Source organism: Trinickia sp., assembly GCF_051954495.1.
In the GTDB taxonomy this organism is placed as follows: Bacteria; Pseudomonadota; Gammaproteobacteria; order Burkholderiales; family Burkholderiaceae; genus Trinickia.
The window spans coordinates 20,846-41,153 of record NZ_JBQCHR010000182.1 but is presented as its reverse complement, the minus strand read 5'-3'; the positions used below and the strand labels follow the sequence as shown (position 1 = coordinate 41,153).

At 64.7% G+C, this 20,308-nt stretch carries 17 protein-coding genes and 2 riboswitches; of the genes, 2 read left to right on the top strand and 15 right to left on the bottom strand.

The features are described 5' to 3' along the window. Positions 1 to 21: 21 nt before the first annotated feature. The 5 genes from ACTHNR_RS25525 to ACTHNR_RS25505 are packed head-to-tail and all read right to left on the bottom strand — an operon-like array spanning position 22 to position 7,879. Positions 22 to 996, bottom strand: coding sequence for an ABC transporter permease (locus tag ACTHNR_RS25525; RefSeq protein WP_440551415.1), 975 nt, complete (start codon positions 994 to 996; stop codon positions 22 to 24). Next, entirely contained in the window at positions 996 to 2,858 is a 1,863-nt protein-coding gene (gene atzF / locus ACTHNR_RS25520) for an allophanate hydrolase (protein WP_440551413.1), read from the bottom strand. The genes ACTHNR_RS25525 and atzF overlap by 1 nt, the downstream gene beginning before the upstream one ends. A gap of 17 nt (positions 2,859 to 2,875) precedes the next feature. Beyond that, positions 2,876 to 6,448, bottom strand: coding sequence for an urea carboxylase (gene uca, locus ACTHNR_RS25515; protein ID WP_440551412.1), 3,573 nt, complete (start codon positions 6,446 to 6,448; stop codon positions 2,876 to 2,878). Further along, positions 6,445 to 7,101 (bottom strand): urea amidolyase associated protein UAAP2, encoded by a 657-nt coding sequence (locus ACTHNR_RS25510; RefSeq protein ID WP_440551411.1) that lies wholly within the window; start codon positions 7,099 to 7,101, stop codon positions 6,445 to 6,447. The genes uca and ACTHNR_RS25510 overlap by 4 nt, the downstream gene beginning before the upstream one ends. A gap of 10 nt (positions 7,102 to 7,111) precedes the next feature. After that, the gene (locus ACTHNR_RS25505; RefSeq protein ID WP_440551409.1) at positions 7,112 to 7,879 is read right to left on the bottom strand and encodes an urea amidolyase associated protein UAAP1; all 768 of its coding nucleotides are present in this window, start codon (positions 7,877 to 7,879) and stop codon (positions 7,112 to 7,114) included. A gap of 57 nt (positions 7,880 to 7,936) precedes the next feature. Further along, a riboswitch (guanidine-I (ykkC/yxkD leader) is annotated at positions 7,937 to 8,070 on the bottom strand. A 363-nt stretch (positions 8,071 to 8,433) separates the two neighbouring features. Continuing rightward, positions 8,434 to 8,554: riboswitch (guanidine-I (ykkC/yxkD leader) on the top strand. 139 nt (positions 8,555 to 8,693) lie between these two features. Here ACTHNR_RS25505 and ACTHNR_RS25500 point away from each other — a divergent pair. Then, positions 8,694 to 9,716: an ABC transporter substrate-binding protein gene (locus ACTHNR_RS25500; RefSeq protein ID WP_440551407.1), complete on the top strand. Its 1,023-nt coding sequence runs from the start codon at positions 8,694 to 8,696 to the stop codon at positions 9,714 to 9,716. Positions 9,717 to 9,767: 51 nt separating this feature from the next. Here ACTHNR_RS25500 and ACTHNR_RS25495 read toward each other — a convergent pair whose 3' ends face one another. The 9 genes from ACTHNR_RS25495 to ACTHNR_RS25455 all read right to left on the bottom strand — a co-directional run bounded on the left by ACTHNR_RS25495 (position 9,768) and on the right by ACTHNR_RS25455 (position 18,165). Beyond that, positions 9,768 to 10,121, bottom strand: a complete 354-nt coding sequence (locus ACTHNR_RS25495) for a RidA family protein (protein ID WP_440551405.1) — start codon at positions 10,119 to 10,121, stop codon at positions 9,768 to 9,770. Between the two features lie 71 nt (positions 10,122 to 10,192). Beyond that, positions 10,193 to 11,389, bottom strand: coding sequence for an NAD(P)/FAD-dependent oxidoreductase (locus ACTHNR_RS25490; protein WP_440551402.1), 1,197 nt, complete (start codon positions 11,387 to 11,389; stop codon positions 10,193 to 10,195). Next, positions 11,382 to 12,788 carry an FAD-dependent oxidoreductase gene (locus ACTHNR_RS25485; RefSeq protein ID WP_440551400.1) on the bottom strand — a complete coding sequence of 469 codons (1,407 nt, stop codon included), beginning with the start codon at positions 12,786 to 12,788 and terminating at the stop codon, positions 11,382 to 11,384. The genes ACTHNR_RS25490 and ACTHNR_RS25485 overlap by 8 nt, the downstream gene beginning before the upstream one ends. Further along, positions 12,778 to 13,149, bottom strand: a complete 372-nt coding sequence (locus ACTHNR_RS25480) for a (2Fe-2S)-binding protein (RefSeq protein WP_440551398.1) — start codon at positions 13,147 to 13,149, stop codon at positions 12,778 to 12,780. The genes ACTHNR_RS25485 and ACTHNR_RS25480 overlap by 11 nt, the downstream gene beginning before the upstream one ends. 7 nt (positions 13,150 to 13,156) lie before the next feature. Next, entirely contained in the window at positions 13,157 to 14,302 is a 1,146-nt protein-coding gene (locus ACTHNR_RS25475) for an NAD(P)/FAD-dependent oxidoreductase (protein WP_440551397.1), read from the bottom strand. Beyond that, the gene (locus tag ACTHNR_RS25470) at positions 14,299 to 15,096 is read right to left on the bottom strand and encodes an ABC transporter permease (protein WP_440551395.1); all 798 of its coding nucleotides are present in this window, start codon (positions 15,094 to 15,096) and stop codon (positions 14,299 to 14,301) included. The genes ACTHNR_RS25475 and ACTHNR_RS25470 overlap by 4 nt, the downstream gene beginning before the upstream one ends. A gap of 7 nt (positions 15,097 to 15,103) precedes the next feature. Further along, the gene (locus ACTHNR_RS25465) at positions 15,104 to 15,976 is read right to left on the bottom strand and encodes an ABC transporter permease (protein WP_440551393.1); all 873 of its coding nucleotides are present in this window, start codon (positions 15,974 to 15,976) and stop codon (positions 15,104 to 15,106) included. Beyond that, on the bottom strand, positions 15,963 to 17,033 hold the full coding sequence (locus ACTHNR_RS25460; protein ID WP_440551391.1) for an ABC transporter ATP-binding protein: 1,071 nt from the start codon (positions 17,031 to 17,033) through the stop codon (positions 15,963 to 15,965). Before ACTHNR_RS25460 ends, ACTHNR_RS25465 begins: the two co-directional genes overlap by 14 nt. A 64-nt stretch (positions 17,034 to 17,097) precedes the next feature. Next, a complete protein-coding gene (locus ACTHNR_RS25455; RefSeq protein WP_440551389.1) occupies positions 17,098 to 18,165 on the bottom strand; it encodes an ABC transporter substrate-binding protein in 1,068 nt (355 codons plus the stop codon). Positions 18,166 to 18,349: 184 nt separating this feature from the next. Here ACTHNR_RS25455 and ACTHNR_RS25450 point away from each other — a divergent pair, with 184 nt between their 5' ends. Then, positions 18,350 to 19,294: a LysR substrate-binding domain-containing protein gene (locus ACTHNR_RS25450; protein ID WP_440551388.1), complete on the top strand. Its 945-nt coding sequence runs from the start codon at positions 18,350 to 18,352 to the stop codon at positions 19,292 to 19,294. Positions 19,295 to 19,348: 54 nt separating this feature from the next. On the opposite strand, the gene ACTHNR_RS25445 is transcribed toward ACTHNR_RS25450, so the two are convergent. Continuing rightward, on the bottom strand, positions 19,349 to 20,287 hold the full coding sequence (locus tag ACTHNR_RS25445) for a GlxA family transcriptional regulator (RefSeq protein WP_440551386.1): 939 nt from the start codon (positions 20,285 to 20,287) through the stop codon (positions 19,349 to 19,351). Positions 20,288 to 20,308 lie beyond the last annotated feature (21 nt).

Genomic DNA, 20,308 nt, shown 5'->3' with positions numbered 1-20,308 from the left:
TAAGTTCATTGACATGTGCCGTCACGCTTTCAGCGTGCGGTCCCACGGAAATAGTTTGCGCGCGAGCAGCGCGAGGACGAGGTCGGTGCCGAGGCCGATGATGCCGATCATCAAAATCGCGGCATAAACGTTGTCGAAATGCTCGTAGCGCGCTTGCTGAACGATGTACCAGGTGATGCCGGAACTCGTGCCGATGAGCTCGGCGACGATCAGGTAGGTCCACGCCCAGCCGAGCAAGATGCGCTGGTCCCGGTAGAGATCGGGCAACACCCCGGGAATCACGACGTGGGCGATGAGCTTCAGCTTCTTCGTGCCCAACGTCATCGCCGCTTCGAACAGCCCGTATTCGAGCTTGCGCGTGGTGTTCGCGATGATCAATACCTGTTGAAACAGCGTGCCGATCACGATGATCGCGATCTTCGGCGCATCGTAGATGCCGAGAATCGCCACCATCAGCGCGCCGAACGCCGGAGCGGGCAAATAGCGGAAGAATTCGAAGAACGGCTCCTGCAAGCGAGCAATCGCGCTGAACGTCCCGCCGATGATGCCGAGCGGCACGCCGATCGCCGACGAGATCACGAAGCCCCAGAAAATGATGCGAATGCTGTGCCAAAGACTTTGGTGCAGCCACACGCCATCGCGCGATGCCGGCGGCGTCGTGAAGGCCGTATAGAACGCGCGCGCGACCTGATGCGGCGCGGGCAGGTACACCGGGTTCGCCGGCACGCCCTGCGGCAAAGCCGCGTGGGCTGCTCGCGCGTGGTCGAGTTCATCGGCGAAGATGGCCTTGTCCACCTGCATGCCGGGCTGGAAGTAATCGACGCTGCCGGGGCTCGTAATCTTCACTTGCGGGTGCCAAATGAACGGCACGTAGCTGATCAAACACCACAGGAGGAGAGGCAGCAGAAAGGAAGCCGTTGCGAGCGTCCATTTTCCTCGTGTCGACAGCTCGCGTCGTACGGCGAACCATTCGGTTGAGTTCGGGGTCGTCGACATCAAAGATCTCCGTTGCTACACAGGGCGGTCGTTACGCCGCTCGCGCGGTAGGCTCGCCATCCGCCGTATTGGGTGATGTCTCGCGCACCGTCGAGCCCAGCGCTTTCGCACAAGAAGCCCTGCACACGCGTGCCGTCCGCCAGCGATATCGTCCCGATGCAAAGCGGCCCGTCGATGCCCCCGACGAACCCGCCGTATGCCCGAACGGGCACTTCCCACACCTCCACGGCGATCGCTTCGCCTTGCTCGCGCACGCGAACGAGGCCGGGCTTTTCGACACCGCCCGTCGCCGCGGGATCGAGCGCGTAGAGCCGGTAGGCGGTCGCCGTCGTGGTCGTCGCCACAATGCGCGCGCCGCGTTGCGTCAGCTGCCAATTCAAGGGCTCTCCGCTCAGATGGGTGCCGACTACAGCCACGCGAACCACGCCTGTGCTCGCCGCCGGCGACTGCGCTTCGGGCGGCGCCGCGTTGCGATCTTCGCCGATCCACGCTTGGGCCAGCCCGAGCAATTTGGCATCGTCGTGCGCGCGGCCGATGAAAGTAATGCCGAACGGCAGCCCGGCATGACGGCCCGACGAGCAGGAGCCGGCGGGCACCGCGATCGCGGAAAGATCGAGCAGATTCACGAAGTTCGTGTAATACCCGAAACGCGCGTTCACGCCGATCGGATCGGCGTCGAGTTCATCGATGGTGGCTGTCGTCGCCGAAGTAGGCGTCACGATCGCATCCACGTGGTCCCAGGCATGCTCGGCTTCGACGCGCAGCGCGGCGAGACGATCGAGCGCCGCGAATGTATCGGCGGCGGTAAAGCGCGAACCGCCGCCGACGATCTTGCGCACCGTGGGATGCACGGCATCGGGATTTTCGTCGAAAAACTCGCGTAAGGCGGCAAGCCGCTCGGCTACCCAAGGGCCTTCGTACAGCAGCTTGGCAGTCGCCAGGTACGCGGAGAAGTCGAGTTCGACGACGTCTGCGCCGGCCGCGCGCAAACGCGTCAATGCCGCCTCGTAGGCGCCGCGATACGATTCGTCGCCGAAAAATTCAAGCTGGTCGGCACGCGGCGTACCGAACCGCACGCCGGCGAGCGCGGCGTGCGGTATCCCGCCCGCGTTCGCCCCTCCGGTCAACAGCGGTTGCCACTCGCGCGCATACGGATCGTCCGGCGTCACCCCGCGCGCCACGTCGAACACTGCCCGTGCGTCGGCCGGCGAATGCGCAAAGATCGATACGCAATCGAGCGATCGACACGCAGGCACCACACCGAGTGTGCTCAATACACCCTTCGTCGGCTTCATGCCCACGAGCCCATGGAACGCGGCCGGCACCCGCCCCGACCCGGCCGTATCGGTCCCGAGGGAAAACGCGGCCACGCCAAGCGCAACGGCGACGGCGGAGCCCGAACTCGAGCCCCCCGACGCATAACGCGGTTCGTACGCATTACGGCATGCGCCGTACGGAGAACGTTGCCCCGACAAGCCCGTCGCAAACTGATCGAGGTTCGTCTTGCCGATGGGGATGGCGCCGGCCGCGATCAAGCGTTCGACAACAGGCGCGCTGCGCGAGGGCGTATAGGCGTAGCCGGGACAGCCCGCCGTCGTCGGCACTCCGGCCAGGTCGATGTTGTCCTTGATCGCGAACGGCACGCCGAAGAGCGGCAATGTATCGATGTCTCGGCCGGCAAGCGCATCGGCATATCGCATCATTTCGTCGCGCGTCAAAGGACGGATCCACGCGTGATTCGGGTCGCCGCCGTCGAAATGCGCGGCGATCGCCTCGACGAGCGCCCGCGGCGTCAATTCGCCCGCTGCGTACCGCCTCCGAAGGGCCGAGATCGAGCGATAGTTCGGCGCCCTATCGTTCATGGGGTGCGTCCGCGCATTCATACGGCCTCCTCGGCCGCGCCGGCATTCATGACCATCAAGCGCTGACCGGCCGAAACGGCCGCCCCGGGCGCACAATCGATCGACTCGATCACGCCGTCTTCCGTCGCTACCACCGACACCTCCATCTTCATCGATTCGAGAATCGCCACGACCTGGCCCTCCGTCACGCGTTCGCCTGCTTCGACGAGCACCTTCCACACGCTGCCCGATACGTCGGCGGCGATGCCGCGCTGCTCGGCGCCCAGCGCATCCTCTGCGAGCGCCGCATGTGCATCGCCGGCCCCGCCTTCGCCGACATACTCGGCCTGCCCGGCGATGCGCCAGCGCTCTCGTTCGCCGTCGAACGCCGCTTGCTGCGCGGACTTGAATGCAGCGATCGATCCGGCTTCGTCGCGAAGAAAGCGGTTGTATTCGCCTAAGTCGAAAGTCGATTCCTCGATCTTCAACGACGCACGTCCCGCGATGAAATCCGCGCGCAGCCGATGCAACTCGCGCTCGTCCACCTCGTAGAAACGAATGACATCGAAAAAGCGCAGCAGCCAGGGCTTACCCGCTTCGAACTCGCGAGTCGTTCGATAGCGATTCCACATCTGCACCGTTCGTCCGACGAACTGATAGCCGCCCGGCCCCTCCATGCCGTAGACACACAAGTAGGCGCCGCCGATACCGACCGCGTTTTCGGGTGTCCACGTACGGGCTGGGTTGTATTTCGTCGTGACCAGACGGTGGCGAGGGTCGATCGGCGTGGCGACCGGCGCGCCGAGATACACGTCGCCTAACCCCATCACGAGGTACTGCGCGTCGAATACGATTCGCTTGACCTCGTCGATGCTGCTCAACCCGTTGATGCGGCGAATGAATTCGATATTGCTCGGACACCAAGGCGCGTCCGGCCGTACCGATTGCATATAGCGTTCGATTGCCAAGCGGGTGGACGGGTCGTCCCACGACAGCGGCAGATGCACGATCCGGTTGGGCACCGTCATCTCGGCCACGTCGGGCAGTTCATCCTCGGCGGCTTGTAGATGCTCGAGCAAGGCGTCAAGCGGCAGCCTGCGCGCATCGAAATGCACCTGCAGCGAGCGAATCCCCGGCGTGAGATCGAGCATGCCCGGCAACGGGTGTGCTTGTAGCCAGCACATCAACGCATGCACTCGAAACCGCAGATTCAGATCGAGTACGAGCGGCCCGTATTCGATCAGGACGTTGCAGTCGCCAGAACGGCGATAGACGACGCCGACTCCGTTACCGGCGGCGGGATCGCGATATAGGACGCAATCGTCGTGTCTTGCGGCACTGCCTGCACCAATCGCCCGCGAAGCAGCGGCCCGCGCGAACTGAACGGTGTCGCCAGGACGCAGTTGACCCAGCTTCCACAATTCGTGGCGCACCACCGTCACGGGACAAACGAACCCGCCGAGGCTCGGACCGTCGGGACCGAGAATGACCGGCATATCGCCCGTGAAATCGACCGCGCCGATCGCATAGGCGTTGTCGTGGATGTTCGAAGGATGCAGGCCCGCTTCGCCGCCGTCGGTGCGCGCCCACTGCGGCTTCGGCCCGATCAGACGCACGCCCGTTCGGCTCGAGTTGTAATGCACCGTCCAGCGCGTGCCGTACAGCATCGCGATGTCGTCGTTCGTGAAGAAGTCGGGGGCGCCATGCGGCCCGTCGAGCACGCCCAGCGTCCAAGCATGCGTGAGCGCCGGCAACTCGGTGTCGTTCAAGACAGCACCGGCATCGCCGCGTCCAGCGGATTCGCCCAGATGCAGCACATCGCCCTTGCGCAGCGCGCGCCCCGCATGGCCGCCGAACTGCCCTAACGTGAACGTCGCCTTGCTGCCGAGGTAGTCCGGTACCTGCAGTCCGCCCTTCACTGCAACATAGGCACGGACACCGGGGCCCGTGACGCCGCCCAGCTTCAGCACGGCGCCCGGCGCCGCGCGCAGCACTTGCCAATAGGGGACGCTCTGGCCGTCCAACGTGGCGGCAAGCGCGGCGCCGCCGAGAACGAACAACGTGTCGACGTTGAACCGCAGCGTGGGGCCGACCATCGTGCATTCCAGCCCAGCCGCATCGCTCGCGTTGCCGAGCAGCGCATTGGCGAGGGCGAGAGAGCGATCGTCCATCGGGCCGGAGGGCGGCACTCCGATATCCCAGTAGCCGATACGACCTGGCGCTTGCTGCACCGTCGTCTGCACACCGCCTTCGATGACGTCGATCGTGTGGGGCGCGAACGCAAAGCGCGACAGCAAGGCGGTCGTCTGCTCCCCGCGGACGAACGTCGTGCAACCTGCAATCGCACGCAAGTAGTCGAGATTCGTTTCGATGCCGTACAGCTGCGTATCGGCCAGCGCCGCACGAAGCGCCGCTAGCGCTTGCGCGCGCGTCTCGCCGCGTACGATCAGCTTCGCGAGCAGCGGGTCGTAATAGGCGCTGATGTCGGTCCCCGCCTCGACCCATGTCTCGACGCGCGCGGTATCGGGAAACACCGCATGCGTGAGCACGCCGGCGCTCGGCTGAAACTGCTTGTTCGGGTCTTCGGCATAGACGCGAACCTGGATGCTCGCGCCGCGCGGCTTGACTGCCAGCGAGCCCAACGGCGGCAGATCGCCTTCGGCTTGAAGAATCATCCATTCGACGAGATCCACGCCCGTCACTTCCTCGGTCACGCAATGCTCGACTTGCAGCCGCGCATTGACTTCGAGGAAATAGAAGGCGCGCGTCGCGACGTCGAAGACGAATTCGACCGTCCCCGCCGAAGCATAATCGACCGCGCGCGCGAGGCGCACCGCGCTTTCGTGCAACGCTTCCCGCTCGTCGTCGGTCAAGCCGGGCGCCGGCGTTTCTTCGATCACCTTTTGGTTGCGGCGCTGCACCGAGCAGTCGCGCTCGCCTAGCGCGATGACCTCGCCGTGTCCATCGCCGAAGATCTGCACTTCGATATGCCGCGCGTGCTCGACGAATTTTTCGAGGTAGACCCCCGCATGCGCGAAATTCGCACTGCCCAAACGTACGACCTGATCGAAAGCGGCGGAAAGTTGCACAGCGTCCTTGCAGAGCGACATCCCGATCCCGCCGCCGCCCGCCGTGCTCTTGAGCATGACCGGGTAGCCGATCGCCTCCGCCCCGGCCAGCGCCGCGTCGACGTCGGCCAGCAAGTCCGTTCCGGGCAACAGCGCGACGCCGTGGCGGCTCGCTAATTCACGGGCCGAATGCTTGAGGCCGAACGCACGCATTTGCGCGGCGCTCGGGCCGATGAAGTGCAAGTCCGCCGCCTCGCACGCTTGCGCGAAATCGGGGTTCTCCGACAAAAAGCCATAGCCCGGATGCACCGCTTGCGCGCCGGTCGACCGAGCGGCGGCGAGGATCGCTTCGACGTTCAAATAACTCTGCGCGGCGGGCGCGGGGCCGACGCAAACCGCTTCGTCGGCCAGCGTCACATGCCGTGCATCGCGATCGGCATCGGAATAGATCGCCACCGAGGCGATACCGAGCCGTTTCAGCGTGCGAATGACTCGGCAAGCAATCTCCCCGCGATTCGCGACCAATACCTTGGCGAATCTCATTGCGCCTCCCAGATCGCCAGGCGCACCGGCGTCGGGTTGTAGCCGTTGCACGGATTGTTGAGCTGCGGGCAGTTCGAGATCAGCACCGTGACGTCCATTTCGGCGCGCATTTCCACGTATTTTCCGGGGGCGGAAATGCCGTCTTCGAACGTCAGGCCGCCCAGCGGCGTGACCGGCACGTTCATGAAGAAGTTGACGTTGCTCACGATATCGCGCTTGGACATCAAGGCCCCGGCGCCGCACGTGCAACGCGATATCGCATTCAAAAAGCTGTCGCGGCAGTTGTGCATATGACGCTTCTCGAGCGCGTAGCGCACTGTGTTGCTCTCCGCCGCGCATGCCCCGCCCAGCGTGTCATGGCGGCCGCAGGTATCCGCGACGATCGTCATCATCGGCTTGCCGAAATTGGACCTCAGCACACTGCCGGCCGTCAGGTAGACATTGCGCTGCTCGCGAATCGTGTCCTGCGCGCTATAACGCTCGGTCGGATCGTCGGTGCGATAGAACAGCGTATCGACCGCTTGATTGCCTTCGAGATCGAGGATCCGCAAGATCTGCCCTTGCTTGACTTCGTGCAGCCACGGTTCACCCGCGTTCAGCGTGAGGTCGTAGATGGCTCGCTGCATGTCGAGCGTGCTTTCGATGGTCGGCATGGCGTGCTCCTTATGCAAACAGGCGATCGGTATTGATGAAACCGCGGACGTTCTCCGGGCAGGCGCGGCGGCAACGATCGTCATCGGGCGCCGCCGCATCGGCGGGATAAGCGCGATAGGCGATCAGCTTGACGCTTCTCGGGGCATATGCCGGGTTGGGGTCGAGCGGGTGCGGCGCGGTCGAGAACGCCGCCAGCGTGTTCATCTCGAAGCGCAGATCGAATGCGCTGCCGGGCCGCGAGTGTCCCGTGACGAAGTCGAGCGCGCCTTGCTCATCGGGCGCGACCTTGCTGAAGAAGTTGACGTTCGCCGAAAGGTCGCGCGCGGACAGCCCGTACTTCGCGAGTTCGAGCACGAGGCTGTCGCGTCCGTTGCGGATCATCTCGTTGCGGTCGGCTTGATAGGAGGAGGCGCCGTACTTGCGTTCGAACAGTCGCGAATCGCCCACGCCACCGAGCGCATCGTGCCACCCGAGGGTATCGCCCGTGATCGATGCGATGACGCGGCCCATGTCCGTATAAAGCACGTGTCCGCGGGTCAGATGCGCCGTGTGCTGCGCCTTGAGCGTATCGGCCATGTTGTAGCGCTCGAGCGGATCTTCTTGCCGATGAAAAACGGCGGACAGATTCGCGCCGCCTTCGATATCGACGATGCGAAGCGCCAGTCCGCGCCGCAAGATGCCCGACCAGTGCGTGCCGGCGGGAATGACGGCTTCCCATACGGGCGGTGGAAGCGGATCTAGCGCGGGGTTGGGTTCTGCTTGAGTGCTGGGCGACATGAAGGCTCCTCGGATCGATGGATAAAAGGCATGAGAGGGCGACCGAACGACATCGCGACCTCCCGGGCTTTTATCCCTCCGTGGAGCCTCGCCGTTTCCTCGAAGAGGATGGACGGCCAGACCGGATTGCTCTCGGACCAGCCGTCGCGCGACGCTTGCGCCACGCGACCGGAACCCTAGCGATCCTGAAGATGATGCAAATTGCTTCGCACCTCTCGGGGATTCATAAAGCGAGGACCATGCCAATGAAATCGCTCAGCGCTGACAGCCGCGTCCGGCAACGGACAATGCGGCAGACGCGCATTCGACGCGCGATGCAGCGCCCAAGACTCGGGCGCGCGACGCACCATGGCAACGCCGAGCGCACCACCGCGGGGCGATGCGATCCGTTAAGCAGCCGCGTCATCGCCGGAAGATCGCGGCGTGGTCGAACCGAGAAGACAAACGGCTCGCACTTGACTCGACGCGATGCGATGCGCGCATGACAGCCCGGCGCGACACGCGTTGGCATGCTTCTCGCTCGGCTGGGCGCCGAGAGGTGCGGCGACTCGCATCTTTAGGGGTGCTAGGGTTCCGGTTCGCGAGAACGTCTGGTCCGAGAGCAGCCCGGCGCCTGCCGGCAAGGTCGAAAGACGTGCCGCGGGCGCTACACGGCGGGACAAAAGCCCGGGAGATCGGCGATGGCGACGGCCATCGTGCCTCTCCTTGACCGGCGTTCGTCGTGCGTACGCGAAGGAAGCCGGTCATGCCATTGGATCGCGCCATGGGCGCGGTTCGCTCGACAAGCGCATCACCCGGTCTCCTGGAGAATACGATGACCCGTATCGCGTCCCTGCTCAATCGCCTGTTGTCCCCCGCTTCGTTGCGCCGCCCGCTTGGCGCCGCGGCACTCGCGCTCGCCTTTACCGCCGCGCCGGCCGCGCACGCCGCCCCGCCGCTGAAAATCGGCTACAGCGATTGGCCAGGCTGGGTCGCGTTCCAAGTGGCGATCGATAAAGGCTGGTTTAAAGAAGCCGGCGTCGACGTCGATTTCGAATGGTTCGATTACTCGGCCTCGCTCGACGCTTTCTCAGCCGGCAAGCTCGACGCCGTGACGGCGACGAACGGCGACGCACTCGTCACCGGCGCTTCGGGCGCCAAGAACGTCATGATCCTGTTGACGGACTATTCGGCCGGCAACGACATGATCATCGCCAAGCCGCCGCTGCGGACGGTCGAAGGATTGAAAGGCAAGAAGGTGGGCGTCGAAATGGGCCTGGTCGACCACCTGCTGCTTGAAACCGCGCTGCAAAAGCACGGGATGAAAGACACCGATATCACGCTCGTCAACGCGAAGACCAACGAGTTGCCGCAGGTGCTGGGATCGTCGAACGACATCGCGGCCATCGCTGCCTGGCAGCCCAATGCCGGCGAAGCATTGAAACGTTCGCCCGGTGCGCGTGCGATCTTCACCTCGGCCGACGCGCCGGGTTTGATCTACGACGCCATCACCGTTTCGCCGACGAGCCTCGCCACGCGCAAGGCGGACTGGGCGAAGGTGGTCAAGGTCTGGTACCGCTGCGTGGCCTATATCAACGATCCCAAGACGCAGGCCGATGCGGTGAAGATCATGTCGGCGCGCGTCGGCCTTTCGCCGCAGCAGTACTTGCCTTTGCTCAAGGGCACGCATTTGCTCGACGCGGCAGCGGAAAAGCAAGCGTTCAAGAAAGGCGAGGGCCTCGATTCGATCTATGGATCCACGCACAATGCCGATGCGTTCAACGTGCGCAACGCGGTGTATAAGCAAGCGCAGAACGTCGATGCCTATATCGATCCGAGTTTGATCGAAATGCGCTGATCGTTTTTCATCAACAACGCGCTCCACCGTCGAGGCCGTCGACGCTTTCCGTTAGGCGAGCGCTACGACGGCAATTTCAACCAACAACTGCGCAGCCGCGAGCTTCGCCTCGACGGTCGCCCGTGTCGGCGCGCAGCCTTGCGGAACCCACGCGTCCCACACTTCGTTCATCCCCGCGAAATCGCGCTCGATGTTCGCGAGCCAAACCTGGGCCGATACGAGGCGCGTCTTGTCGATGCCGGCGTCCCGCAAAAACCCGTCGATCTTTTCCAGCACTTGCGCGGTCTGCATTTTCACATCGGCGACCGGGTCGCCGGCTGTTTGCCCGCCGATGAAAACGAGCCCCGCCGCTTTGACGACGCGGCTCATGCGTTGATTGGTGTGAAGGCGGACGATATCGGACATCGATTGGACTCCTTGTTTAGGAAGTGGGGAGAAAAGACGAAAGCAAACTGCGATAGCTGCTAGTGCTAGTGCTAGTGGTGGACGGCGGCATTCGAAGTCGAAGTCGAAGTCGCACCCGCGTCGACGCAAGCAAACGACCGGTCGATCGCGAACGCATCGAGCGACAGCGAGGGCGCGCCGTCGATCATCATCTCGGCGACGAGCCGCCCGCAAGCGGGCCCCATCTGAAAGCCGCTGCCGCAGTAACCGAACGAGTAATAGAGATTGGACGCGGTGCGGCTCGCGGAAATGACGGGCAGCGAATCGTCCGTGAACGCTTCGACTCCCGCCCATGCACGATTGATGCCGAGATGGCGCAGGTGGGGGAAAAGATCCACGACGGTTTGCGCGCTCTTCACGAGACGCATGAAATCGACTTCGCCATGCCTGCCGGCCAAGTCGGCAATACCAATCAATTTGCCGCCGATCACGACGGTCCCGTTATCGAATTGCTTGAACGACAGCGGCCGCCCTGTCGCACCGAGCGTGGCCTTGCAGAAGGGGGCCACCCGGTGCGTGACCATCAGCATCAAGCCCTCGGGGTGCACGGGCACCGCTTCGCCTGCCTGCTGCGCCAATTCACCCGACCACGCACCGGCAGCCACGAGCAGTTTCTCGGCGGCGAACCAGCCCCGCGGCGTTTTCGCGTACCAACGCGTGCCGCGCTGCTCGATCCGCGACACGGCCGTGCCTTCGTAAAACCGGACCCCACAACGTTGCCCCGCGAGACGAAAAGCAGTCGTCGTGCGAAACGGCAATGCATAGCCGTCGCGCTCCACCCAAATGCCGCCCACGACATGTTTGGACAGCGCGGGCTCCAATTCGAGTACGGTCTCCCGGTCGATGAGCTGTTCGTGGGTAAAGCCGTTCGCCTGCAGCAAGGCCACTCGCTCACGGCACTCGTCCAGCTCCGCCTGCGTTTCGGCGATCTTCAACTGACCGGACGGCACGAAGCCGCCGTCGTCGCCGACAAGCTCGGGCAATGTGTGCCACATGTCGCGCGACATCAGCGCGAGCGGAATCTCCGGCAGCGGCCGGCCCAGCGTACGCACGCCGCCGGCGTTGACGCCCGACGAATGGCGCGCCACGTAGTCGGCTTCCAATACGATCACGCTCGCGCCGCGTCGGGCCGAATGAAACGCGCTGCTCGCGCCATGCAAGCCGCCGCCGATCACCAGGATGTCGGCTTTGCCCACCACGCGCTCGCTCGACTGCTCGATCTCATTCACCGGCAAGCTCCCCGAGCGTGAGCGGCTTGATCGGCGGGCGGATACGGTAATAACCGACTTCGCTCGGCGACACCTTGCGCGCATCGGCGATGACCTCGGTTACCGTGAGCCCGCACATGCGGCCTTGGCACGGCCCCATGCCGCAACGGCCGAACGATTTCGCTTGATTGGGGCCGACGCAACCTAGCGCGACGAACCCGCGCAGATCGCCCGCCGTCACTTCCTCGCAGCGGCAGACGACGGTGCCGTCGGCCGGAATTCGATTGGCGTCGCGCGGCCGGTAAAGCGCGTCGAGGAACGGCCGGATGCGCATCGCACGCGCGAGCGCCGCGCGGTAGGGCGCCGCTTCGCGATCGCGCGTGGCGGCGTCGATCGCGCCCAGTTGCGACGCTACGGCCAGCGCCGCGAGCGCCCCCTGCTCCGCCGCGGCCTGCGCGCCGCCGATGCCGGCGCCATCTCCCGCGACGAAGATCCCGGGTACGTCGAGTTCCCCCCATGCATCGGTTTGCGGGGTGAAACACAACTGCGCATCGTCCCAGCGGTGGGCAGCACGCAACGCGTGCGTGAATTGCGTGTTCGGCACGACGCCTTGATGCAGCAAAATGACGTCTGCCTCGATACGATGCGTACCTTGCGGGGTGGAAAACATCAGCGCCGACGCGCGCTGTACGCCCTGCCCGTCCGGCTTGCCTTCGATGCGCAAATCGTCGGCGGCCTCGTACCTTGGCACGCCGGCTTCGCGCAGCGTACGAATCAACTGCAGACCCTTGCCGAGAAAGGGCCACGCGCGCAAGGCCGACAGCAAATGACGCTTCGCGCGCCAGCGGTCCTCGTGACGCGTGGTATCGACGAGGGCCCGGATCGGCACCCCCGCGCGCACGTACTGCCACCCGAGTAAATACAAGAGCGGACCGCACCCCACGAGCACAGGCGCCTTCGCGGGCACCTCGCCGGCGCTCTTGAGCAAAATCTGCGCAGCCCCTGCCGTCAACACGCCGGGCAGCGTCCAGCCCGGAATCGGGAAGGGACGCTCGAGCGCACCGCTCGCCAGAATGACGCGCTTCGCCTCGAAGCTGCCGACCTTGCCATCCTTCAGATAATGCACGGTGCGCTCGCGCGTCACCTGCCAAACGGACGCGTTCGCGATGTGGCGCGCGCCCGAGCGCGCGAACGCCTCCGCAATCGGCGAGCCCGCCGCGTAATCGGGGCCGAGGATTTCCTTGCGTCGCCCATCGGCGCGGCCGATGCCTCGATAGATTTGCCCGCCCACCGCATCCTGTTCGTCCAGCAACACGACGGATAAGCCCGCAGCGGCCGCACGCGTCGCGGCGTTCATACCGGCAGGCCCCGCACCGACGACGATCACGTCGACGCATTCTTGAGCGACATCAGCGGCCATGACGATGCTCCGCGACGGCGACGGTGTCATCGACGCCCGCCTCGATCGGCGGCAGATCGCGCGCCCCTTCCTGCGATCGGATCCGCATGCCCGCACGCACGCGCACCATGCAGCTTTGCCGGCTCGGCACGCCGTCGATCTCCACGAGACATTCGAAGCACGCCCCCATCATGCAATAGGGCGCGCGGGGCGATCCCGAGACCGGCGTCGACCGAAAACGGGACACGCCCGCCGCGAGCAAGGCAGCGGCGACCGAGCGTTCGCCCGGCACCTGGAGCGGCTCGTCGTTGAACCAGATGTCTACCGGCGCATCGGCGTCGGTCAGCGGTTTGAACAGCGAATGGGTCGATTGGGCGTTCATAATGGTTTCAGTGGGCGGAGATCGGTTCGGCGGCGCGTTCAAAGCGTCGCGCGGAGAAAGCCGGCAGGTGTTCGGGCATCGCACCGCCCGCGATCCACGGCGCGAGTCGCAGCGCGTGCGCGGCGGCGAGCGTGACGCCGCTGTGACAGGTCACGACGAAAGCGCCCGGATAAGTCGCCGATTGCTCGTAGATGGGAAACCCGTCGGGGCTGTAGACGCGCAGCGCGGCCCAGGTTCTCACCAGGCGCACGTCGCGCAGCATCGGGAACGTGCGCACGCCGCGCCGCGCGATGTCGCTGAGCACGCGTGTGCTCGTGAAGTCGTTGAAGCCGACCTCCTCCATCGAGTCGCCGAACTGCACGGTGCCTTCATCGGTTTGGCGCACGTTCAGCGTCGGATAGTGCAAGAACGGCGCGACGCGCTCGCTGACGAGCACTTGTCCGCGATTAGGCGAGACCGGCGCATGGAGGCCGACCAACGGTGCGAGCGCCCGATTCCCGAGACCGGCCGCGAGCACGACCCGTGCGGCGCGATAGCGGTTGCGATCGGTGGCCACTTCGAACCCGCCGTGGGCGCTAGCACTCGGCTCGATGCCGGTCACGCGCTCGCCGGAGACGAGTTCGACGCCCCGCCAGTGCATACCCGCATGCAACGCCCGCAGCAGTCTCAAAGGATTGACGTGGCCGTCCATCGGCGTGTAGCTCGCGCCGATCACCGCGGGGCCGATGCCGGGCACGCGATCGAGCACGGCTTGGCGATCGAGCATCTCGAACGGGTAGTCGCCCATCTCCTGCCGCAGCGTCGACAGGCGCTTGTTCCGCTCGGCCAGTTCGTCATCGGAAAAGCAAAAGTGAAAACCGCCAGGCTGGCACAGCGCAACGTCGACGCCCGTATCGCCGAGTAGATGCCCCGCCAGCTCGGGCCAGCGAGACGCGGAGCCGCGCGACCAGTGCGCATAGGGCGTGAGCCCATACCCCTTGCCTTGAATCCACACGAGGCCGAAGTTGCCGCGCGATGCGCGCAAGCCGCCGTCGCCCTCGTCGAGCACAGTCACGCGCACGCCAATGCGGGAGAGCCCATAGGCCAGCGCCGAACCGACGAGGCCGCCGCCGAGCACGAGCACATCGGGGCTGGCGGATGCATTCAATGTCATCGAACTTCCCCAATCAAAATACGATCGAGACCGACCAGCCGGTCGAGGACGATCATCAGCAGCACGGTTCCCACGATCAGGACCGTCGACACCGAGGCGACGAGCGGATCGATCGTCTGCGCGATCGCGTTGTACATCGCGACGGGCAGGGTGGTCGTGCCGGGCGTCGCAACGAAGATCGTCATGGTCAGTTCGTCGAAACTCTGGATGAACGAGAGCAGCCAGCCGCCGGCCACGCCGGTCATGATCATCGGCAGCACGACGCGGCGAAACGCCGTGAAACGGCTGGCGCCGCATGAAAGCGCGGCGCGCTCGGCGTCCCGATCGAGGCCCACGACCGACGACAGCGTGAGACGCAACGCATACGGCAGCACGATCACGACGTGCGTGCCCACCAGCGCCCAAAACGAGCCGCCAATGCCGAGCAGCGACAGAAAGCGCAGAAACGCGATGCCGAGCACGACTGCCGGAATCATCATCGGTGAAAGGAAAAACGCCATCACGGCGCCGCGCCCTCGGAAGCGGTAACGCGCGATCGCGAGCGCCGCGGGCACCGCCAACGCCACGCCGATCGTCGCCGCCGCCACCGCGATTCGCACCGACAGCCAGAACGACGAAACGATGTCGTCGTCTTCGAGGATCGCGCGAAACCAGCGTAGCGATGCCCCGTGAAACGGCATGGAGATATAGCCCTTATCGGTGAACGCGACGAGCATCACGACGACGAGCGGCGCAAGGATGAACGTCAAGAAGAGCGCGTTGTAGGCGAGCGAAAAGAATCCGTTTCGTTTCATGGCCCCCTCACTCGAAGACGTGCTTGAAGCGACGTTCGGCAAGCCGGCTGCAGCCCATGACGATCGCGACGTTCGCGATCAGCAGCAGCACCGCGATGCTGGCGCCGAGCGGCCAATTGAGCGTGCCGAGAAACTCGTCGTAGGCGGCGGTGGCGACCACCTTCAGACGCCGCCCGCCGATCAGGGCCGGGGTGGCGAATGCGGAGGCCGACAGCGCGAAGACGATGATCGAACCGGACAGCACGCCGGGCAGAATCTGCGGCAGTACGACACGGCGGAACACGCGCAGCGGCGAGGCCCCGAGCGAGCGCCCGGCCCACTCCACTTGCGGATCGAGCTTTTGCAGCGTGGCCCACACCGACATCACCATGAACGGGACGAGCACGTGCGTCAGCGCCACGACCACGCCCGTCATCGTGAACACGAAGCGAATCGGTTCGTCCGTCACGCCTAGGGCCTGCAGAACGCTGTTGATGACGCCGTTGTTGCCGAGCAGGATCTGCCATCCGAGCGTGCGCACGACGACGGAAATCAACAGCGGCCCGAGGACGATCAGCAGGCAAATGGATTGCCACGGCCGGCGCATCCGCGCCAGCACGATCGTCTCGGGCACGCCGAGCACGATCGAGAGCAACGTAACGGCGAACGCGAGCACGCCCGTGCGCAGAAAAATCGTGTGGTAATACGGATCGGCCAGCACCTGCAGATAGTTGCGCAGCGTATAGCCGGGCTGCACGCCCGCCATATCTTGGAAGACATGGAACGACAGCGCGAACGTCAGAACCAGCGGAACGAGCAGCAGCGCAACAAAAAGCAGCAAAGCGGGCGCGGACAGGAGCCAGGGCGCGGCGCCGCCGCGCGCATCGTCAAGCGTGGCCATGGCGGTCCTCCGGGCTCAGCACGCGCAAATCGTCGTCGGTCCAGGCGAGCCCAACCTCTTGGCCCTCGTCGGGCGGCGGCGCACCGTAATTCGGCTGTGCGACGTGAAGTTTGCCGAGCGACGTGTCGACGACGAGCAGCCACTGATTGCCGACGAACACGCGCGTCGCGACGCGTCCTTGCACGCGCGCATCGCCGTTCGCGATTCGCACCTTCTCGGGGCGGATATACACGTTGACCGCGCCGGCCACGTCGCGCCCCTCGCGCGGAACATGAAGCAGCGTGTCGGCCACCGCTACTTCCGCGCATCGCGGGTTGTTGCGCAAGACCTGCCCGGCGAGCGTATTGGTGCGCCCAAGGAACGTCGAGGCGAACGGCGTGGTGGGGCGCTCGTACGCCTCGAACGGCGTGCTCAGCTGCGCGATCTTGCCGCCGTGCATGACCGCGATGCGATCGCTCATCGTCATGGCCTCGACCTGATCGTGCGTGACGAGAATCGTCGTGATGCCGAGCCGCTTTTGAATCGCGCGCAGCTCGATGTGCATTTCCTCGCGCAGCTTTGCGTCGAGGTTCGACATCGGTTCGTCGAGCAGCAGGAGTTCAGGCTGCATTGCAATGGCCCTGGCAATCGCCACGCGCTGCCGCTGCCCGCCCGAGAGCTCCTTCGGATAGCGCGTATCGAGCCCCGTCAAATGCACGAGCTCGAGCGCTTCGGCAATACGCGCGGCCCGTTGATCGCGCTTCATCTTGCGCATCTCCAGCCCGAAGCCGACGTTGCCGGCCACGGTCATGTGCGGAAACAGCGCATAGCTTTGAAACACCACGCCGATGCCGCGCTTTTCAGGGCGCTCGTTCGTGATGTCGCGGCCGTCGAGCACAATCCGTCCGGTCGTGGGTGTGACGAAGCCGGCCACCATTTGCAGCGTCGTCGTCTTGCCGCACCCCGATGGGCCGAGCAGCGACAAGAACTCGCCGCGTTCGACCGACAAATCCAGCTGCTCGATCGCTGTGAAATCGCCATACCGCTTCGAGATGCCGTGCAGGGAGAGAAAGCTCATCTGCGTCCGTCCTTCGTGTGAGATGGGCGGCGCCCGCATTGCGCGCCGCTCGCGAATTCAGCGATCAATGCTCGACCGAACGATTCCACCGCTCGGTCCATTGGGTACGATGCTCGTTGATGGTCGCCCAGTCCACGGCCGTCAGCTTCGCGATCTGATCCGGCCCGTACGGCACACGCGCGGCGACTTCGGGTGCGAGTTTCACCGTCTTGTTGACGGGCCCGAGCCCGATCGCCTCGGCCTGCATCGCTTGCACTTCAGGGCTCAGCAGGTACTGCACGAATTGCTGCGAAAGCTGTGGCTGCGCGTTTTGAGCGACGACGCATGCCGCGACCTGCAGCGCCACACCGCCTTCCTTCGGATAGATGAACTTCAGCGGAAAGCCCGTGTTTTGCAGCGCGACGGCACGCCCGCTTCCGTAGGGGGCGAGGATCACGTCGCCCGACTGCATGAGACCGTCCATCTCGCCCGGCGTCGGCGCCCACGACAACACGTTCGGCGCGACCTTCTTGGTCATGGCATTGAACCCCGGGTCGATGTCTTTCTCGCCGCCGCCGCCCATGCGGGCGAGCATGACGAGCGTATGCAGACCGTAAGTATTCGTGATCGGCGGCACGCCGATTTTTCCTTTCAAGCGTGCATCGGTCAGCACGCTCCACGAATCGGGCGCCGGCAAGCCCAGCTTCTTGAACGCTTTCTCGTTATAGCCGATGCCTGTCGCGACCATGCCGACCCCGACGGCCGTCGGGCCCAGATGCGCGAGCGGGTACAGATCCTTCATGACCGGCGCGTCGTCCACCTTGGCGCAAAGCCCTAGCGCCATGGCTTGGTAAGTGGGGCCGTCGTCCATCACGGCCACGTTGATCTGCTCGTGGCCTTTTTGCGCCTGGAGTTTCGCGAGCGTATCGGTCGAGTTGCCGGCGACATAGACGATACGAACGTTGTGCGCCTTCTCGAAGGGCGGATCGATCTTTTGCCGATACAGCTGTTCATTGGAGCCGCCGACATTGGCCACGTAAAGCGTCGTTTCGGCATGGGCGGGGGCGATGACCGCGAGCGCGGCCGACAGCGCGAACGCCGCCGGTAAAGCACGCGGCACGGAGAGGGAACGGCGACGCAACGCAGTCTTCATGACGGACGATCTCCAGTGTGGTTATAAGCGCATCGGCGCGATCCGAGTGAGCCGATGCGATGAAGTTTCACGCGCGGCAGCCCATATCGTCCAATACGAATAAAATACTGATCCATACATGGGTGATATACCCTAGCGGCGTGGTCGCCAGCGCGTCCCGGGCGCGCCGAATCGTGGAGGAACGATGAATCTGAAGCAGATCGAAGCGTTTCGGGCTGTGATGGTGAGCGGATCGATGACTGCGGCGGCCAAGGCGCTGTTCACGTCGCAACCGAATGTGAGCCGGTTGATCTCGCAGTTGGAGGGCGACACGGGCCTCAGGCTGTTCCAACGCACGGGCGCACGCCTCGTGCCCACGACCGAGGGCACCGCGTTCTTCCGAGAAGTGGAGCGCGCCTACGTGGGCTTGCAAGGGCTCGCGACAGCAGCCGCGCAGATCCGAAATTTAGGCAGCGGCAGGCTGCGGATCGCAGCGGTTCCGTCGGCCGGCCTCACGCTCGTGCCGAGAGCCATCAGCCGGTTTCAGCGCGAACATCCGGGCGTGACCGTCTCGCTGCACGTGAACACCTCGGCTACCGTCAATCATTGGACGGCGTCGCAGTTTTGCGATCTGGGAGTGGCCGTCTATGTCGGCGAATCGTCGAGCTGCGAAATCGAGCTGCTCTCGGAGGTGGCCGCCGTATGCGTGCTGCCGGCCAAGCACAGGCTAGCGAAGAAGGCCACGATTACGCCCGCGGACCTGAACGGCGAATCGTTCATTTCGCTGTGCCATGGAGACGGTACCCGCTCGCAGATGGATGAAGTGTTCGTCCGCGCCGGGGTGGAGCGCGTGCTGGCCATCGAAGCGCAGTACACGGCCATTTCGTGCGAGATGGTGCGATGCGGCATGGGCGTGACGCTGTCGCATCCAATCGTCGCCGCCGATTTCGAGGGGCCGGGTATCGCGATCCGGCCGTTTTCGCCGGCCGTGATGTTCCCGACCTATCTGCTGTTCCCTCCGAACCGCCCGCGCGAGCGGCTAGCGGCGGCGTTCGTGGGCGTGCTGCGCGACCTGCACGACGAAATCCTCGCCGATGCGAAGACGAGGAAGGGGCCGAAAGGTCGGGCCGGGCGGCTCAAGACCGGCTGACATCGGCCCCGCGGGCAGCCGTTCCGATTCCGCTCACATCGACGATGCGCTTCGCTATCGCGCTTCGCGCCTGACCGCCTGCGGCGGCATGCCGAAGCCGCGAATGAACACCTCTCTCATGTGACGGCGGTCGCGAAATCCTGTTTCTTTCGCGATGACCTCGAGCGGATGACGGCTTTGCTCGATCATGAGCCGCGCGGCTTCGAGACGTAGGCTTTCGATCGCTCGCGCGGGCGACTGCCCTGTCTCCAGCGTGAACACGCGGCTGAACTGCCGTGGGCTGAGATTGACCTTTTCCGCGAGTTCCTCGACGGTCAGGGGCCGGCTGAGATTCTTCCGCGCGTAATTCAACGCGTTTTGGATCCGATCGGACTTAGGAGCCAGGTCGAGCATTTCCGAGTGCTGCGACTGCCCGCCCGAGCGGCGCTGGTGCATCACGAGTTTGTGCGCGACGGAACGGGCGATGTCCGAGCCTAGATCCTTTTCGACCATCGCCAGCGCCAGGTCGAGTCCCGCCGTCATGCCGGCCGACGTCCAAACGGGGCCGTCGACGATATAGATCCGGTCCTCTTCCACGCGTATCTCGGGAAACCGCTTCTGCAGTTCGCGCGCAAAGGCCCAATGCGTCGTCGCGCGACGCCCGCCGAGCAATCCGGCTTCCGCCACGACGAATCCGCCCGTGCAGATCGCACCGATGCGTCGAGCCCGATTGCTCGCCTTACGGAGAAACGAAAGCACGCCCTCCGAAGGGGGCTGCCCGAGCGGGTCGGTCACGCCCGCGACGATCCACGTGTCGATTGCAGTGCGGTGATCGACCGCGCGCGTGCCGACCGCCATACCGAGCGAGGAACGCACTTCCCCGCCGTCGATCGAGAAGTTTTCGATCCGATAGAACGGCTCGCCGGCCACCAAGTTGCCATACTCGAACACGGTCTGACTCGCGATCGCCATCACTTGGAAACCGTCGCTCAGCAGATAGCCAATGCGATGCATGTCCGCTCCTCGTCGAAAAAT

What these genes read in the sequence shown, in the direction of transcription:
- ACTHNR_RS25525 (WP_440551415.1), bottom strand. Translation starts at nt 996, where the DNA reads ATGTCGACGACCCCGAACTCAACCGAATGGTTCGCCGTACGACGCGAG.
- atzF (WP_440551413.1), bottom strand. Translation starts at nt 2,858, where the DNA reads ATGAACGATAGGGCGCCGAACTATCGCTCGATCTCGGCCCTTCGGAGG.
- uca (WP_440551412.1), bottom strand. Translation starts at nt 6,448, where the DNA reads ATGAGATTCGCCAAGGTATTGGTCGCGAATCGCGGGGAGATTGCTTGC.
- ACTHNR_RS25510 (WP_440551411.1), bottom strand. Translation starts at nt 7,101, where the DNA reads ATGCCGACCATCGAAAGCACGCTCGACATGCAGCGAGCCATCTACGAC.
- ACTHNR_RS25505 (WP_440551409.1), bottom strand. Translation starts at nt 7,879, where the DNA reads ATGTCGCCCAGCACTCAAGCAGAACCCAACCCCGCGCTAGATCCGCTT.
- ACTHNR_RS25500 (WP_440551407.1), top strand. Translation starts at nt 8,694, where the DNA reads ATGACCCGTATCGCGTCCCTGCTCAATCGCCTGTTGTCCCCCGCTTCG.
- ACTHNR_RS25495 (WP_440551405.1), bottom strand. Translation starts at nt 10,121, where the DNA reads ATGTCCGATATCGTCCGCCTTCACACCAATCAACGCATGAGCCGCGTC.
- ACTHNR_RS25485 (WP_440551400.1), bottom strand. Translation starts at nt 12,788, where the DNA reads ATGGCCGCTGATGTCGCTCAAGAATGCGTCGACGTGATCGTCGTCGGT.
- ACTHNR_RS25480 (WP_440551398.1), bottom strand. Translation starts at nt 13,149, where the DNA reads ATGAACGCCCAATCGACCCATTCGCTGTTCAAACCGCTGACCGACGCC.
- ACTHNR_RS25475 (WP_440551397.1), bottom strand. Translation starts at nt 14,302, where the DNA reads ATGACATTGAATGCATCCGCCAGCCCCGATGTGCTCGTGCTCGGCGGC.
- ACTHNR_RS25470 (WP_440551395.1), bottom strand. Translation starts at nt 15,096, where the DNA reads ATGAAACGAAACGGATTCTTTTCGCTCGCCTACAACGCGCTCTTCTTG.
- ACTHNR_RS25465 (WP_440551393.1), bottom strand. Translation starts at nt 15,976, where the DNA reads ATGGCCACGCTTGACGATGCGCGCGGCGGCGCCGCGCCCTGGCTCCTG.
- ACTHNR_RS25460 (WP_440551391.1), bottom strand. Translation starts at nt 17,033, where the DNA reads ATGAGCTTTCTCTCCCTGCACGGCATCTCGAAGCGGTATGGCGATTTC.
- ACTHNR_RS25455 (WP_440551389.1), bottom strand. Translation starts at nt 18,165, where the DNA reads ATGAAGACTGCGTTGCGTCGCCGTTCCCTCTCCGTGCCGCGTGCTTTA.
- ACTHNR_RS25450 (WP_440551388.1), top strand. Translation starts at nt 18,350, where the DNA reads ATGAATCTGAAGCAGATCGAAGCGTTTCGGGCTGTGATGGTGAGCGGA.
- ACTHNR_RS25445 (WP_440551386.1), bottom strand. Translation starts at nt 20,287, where the DNA reads ATGCATCGCATTGGCTATCTGCTGAGCGACGGTTTCCAAGTGATGGCG.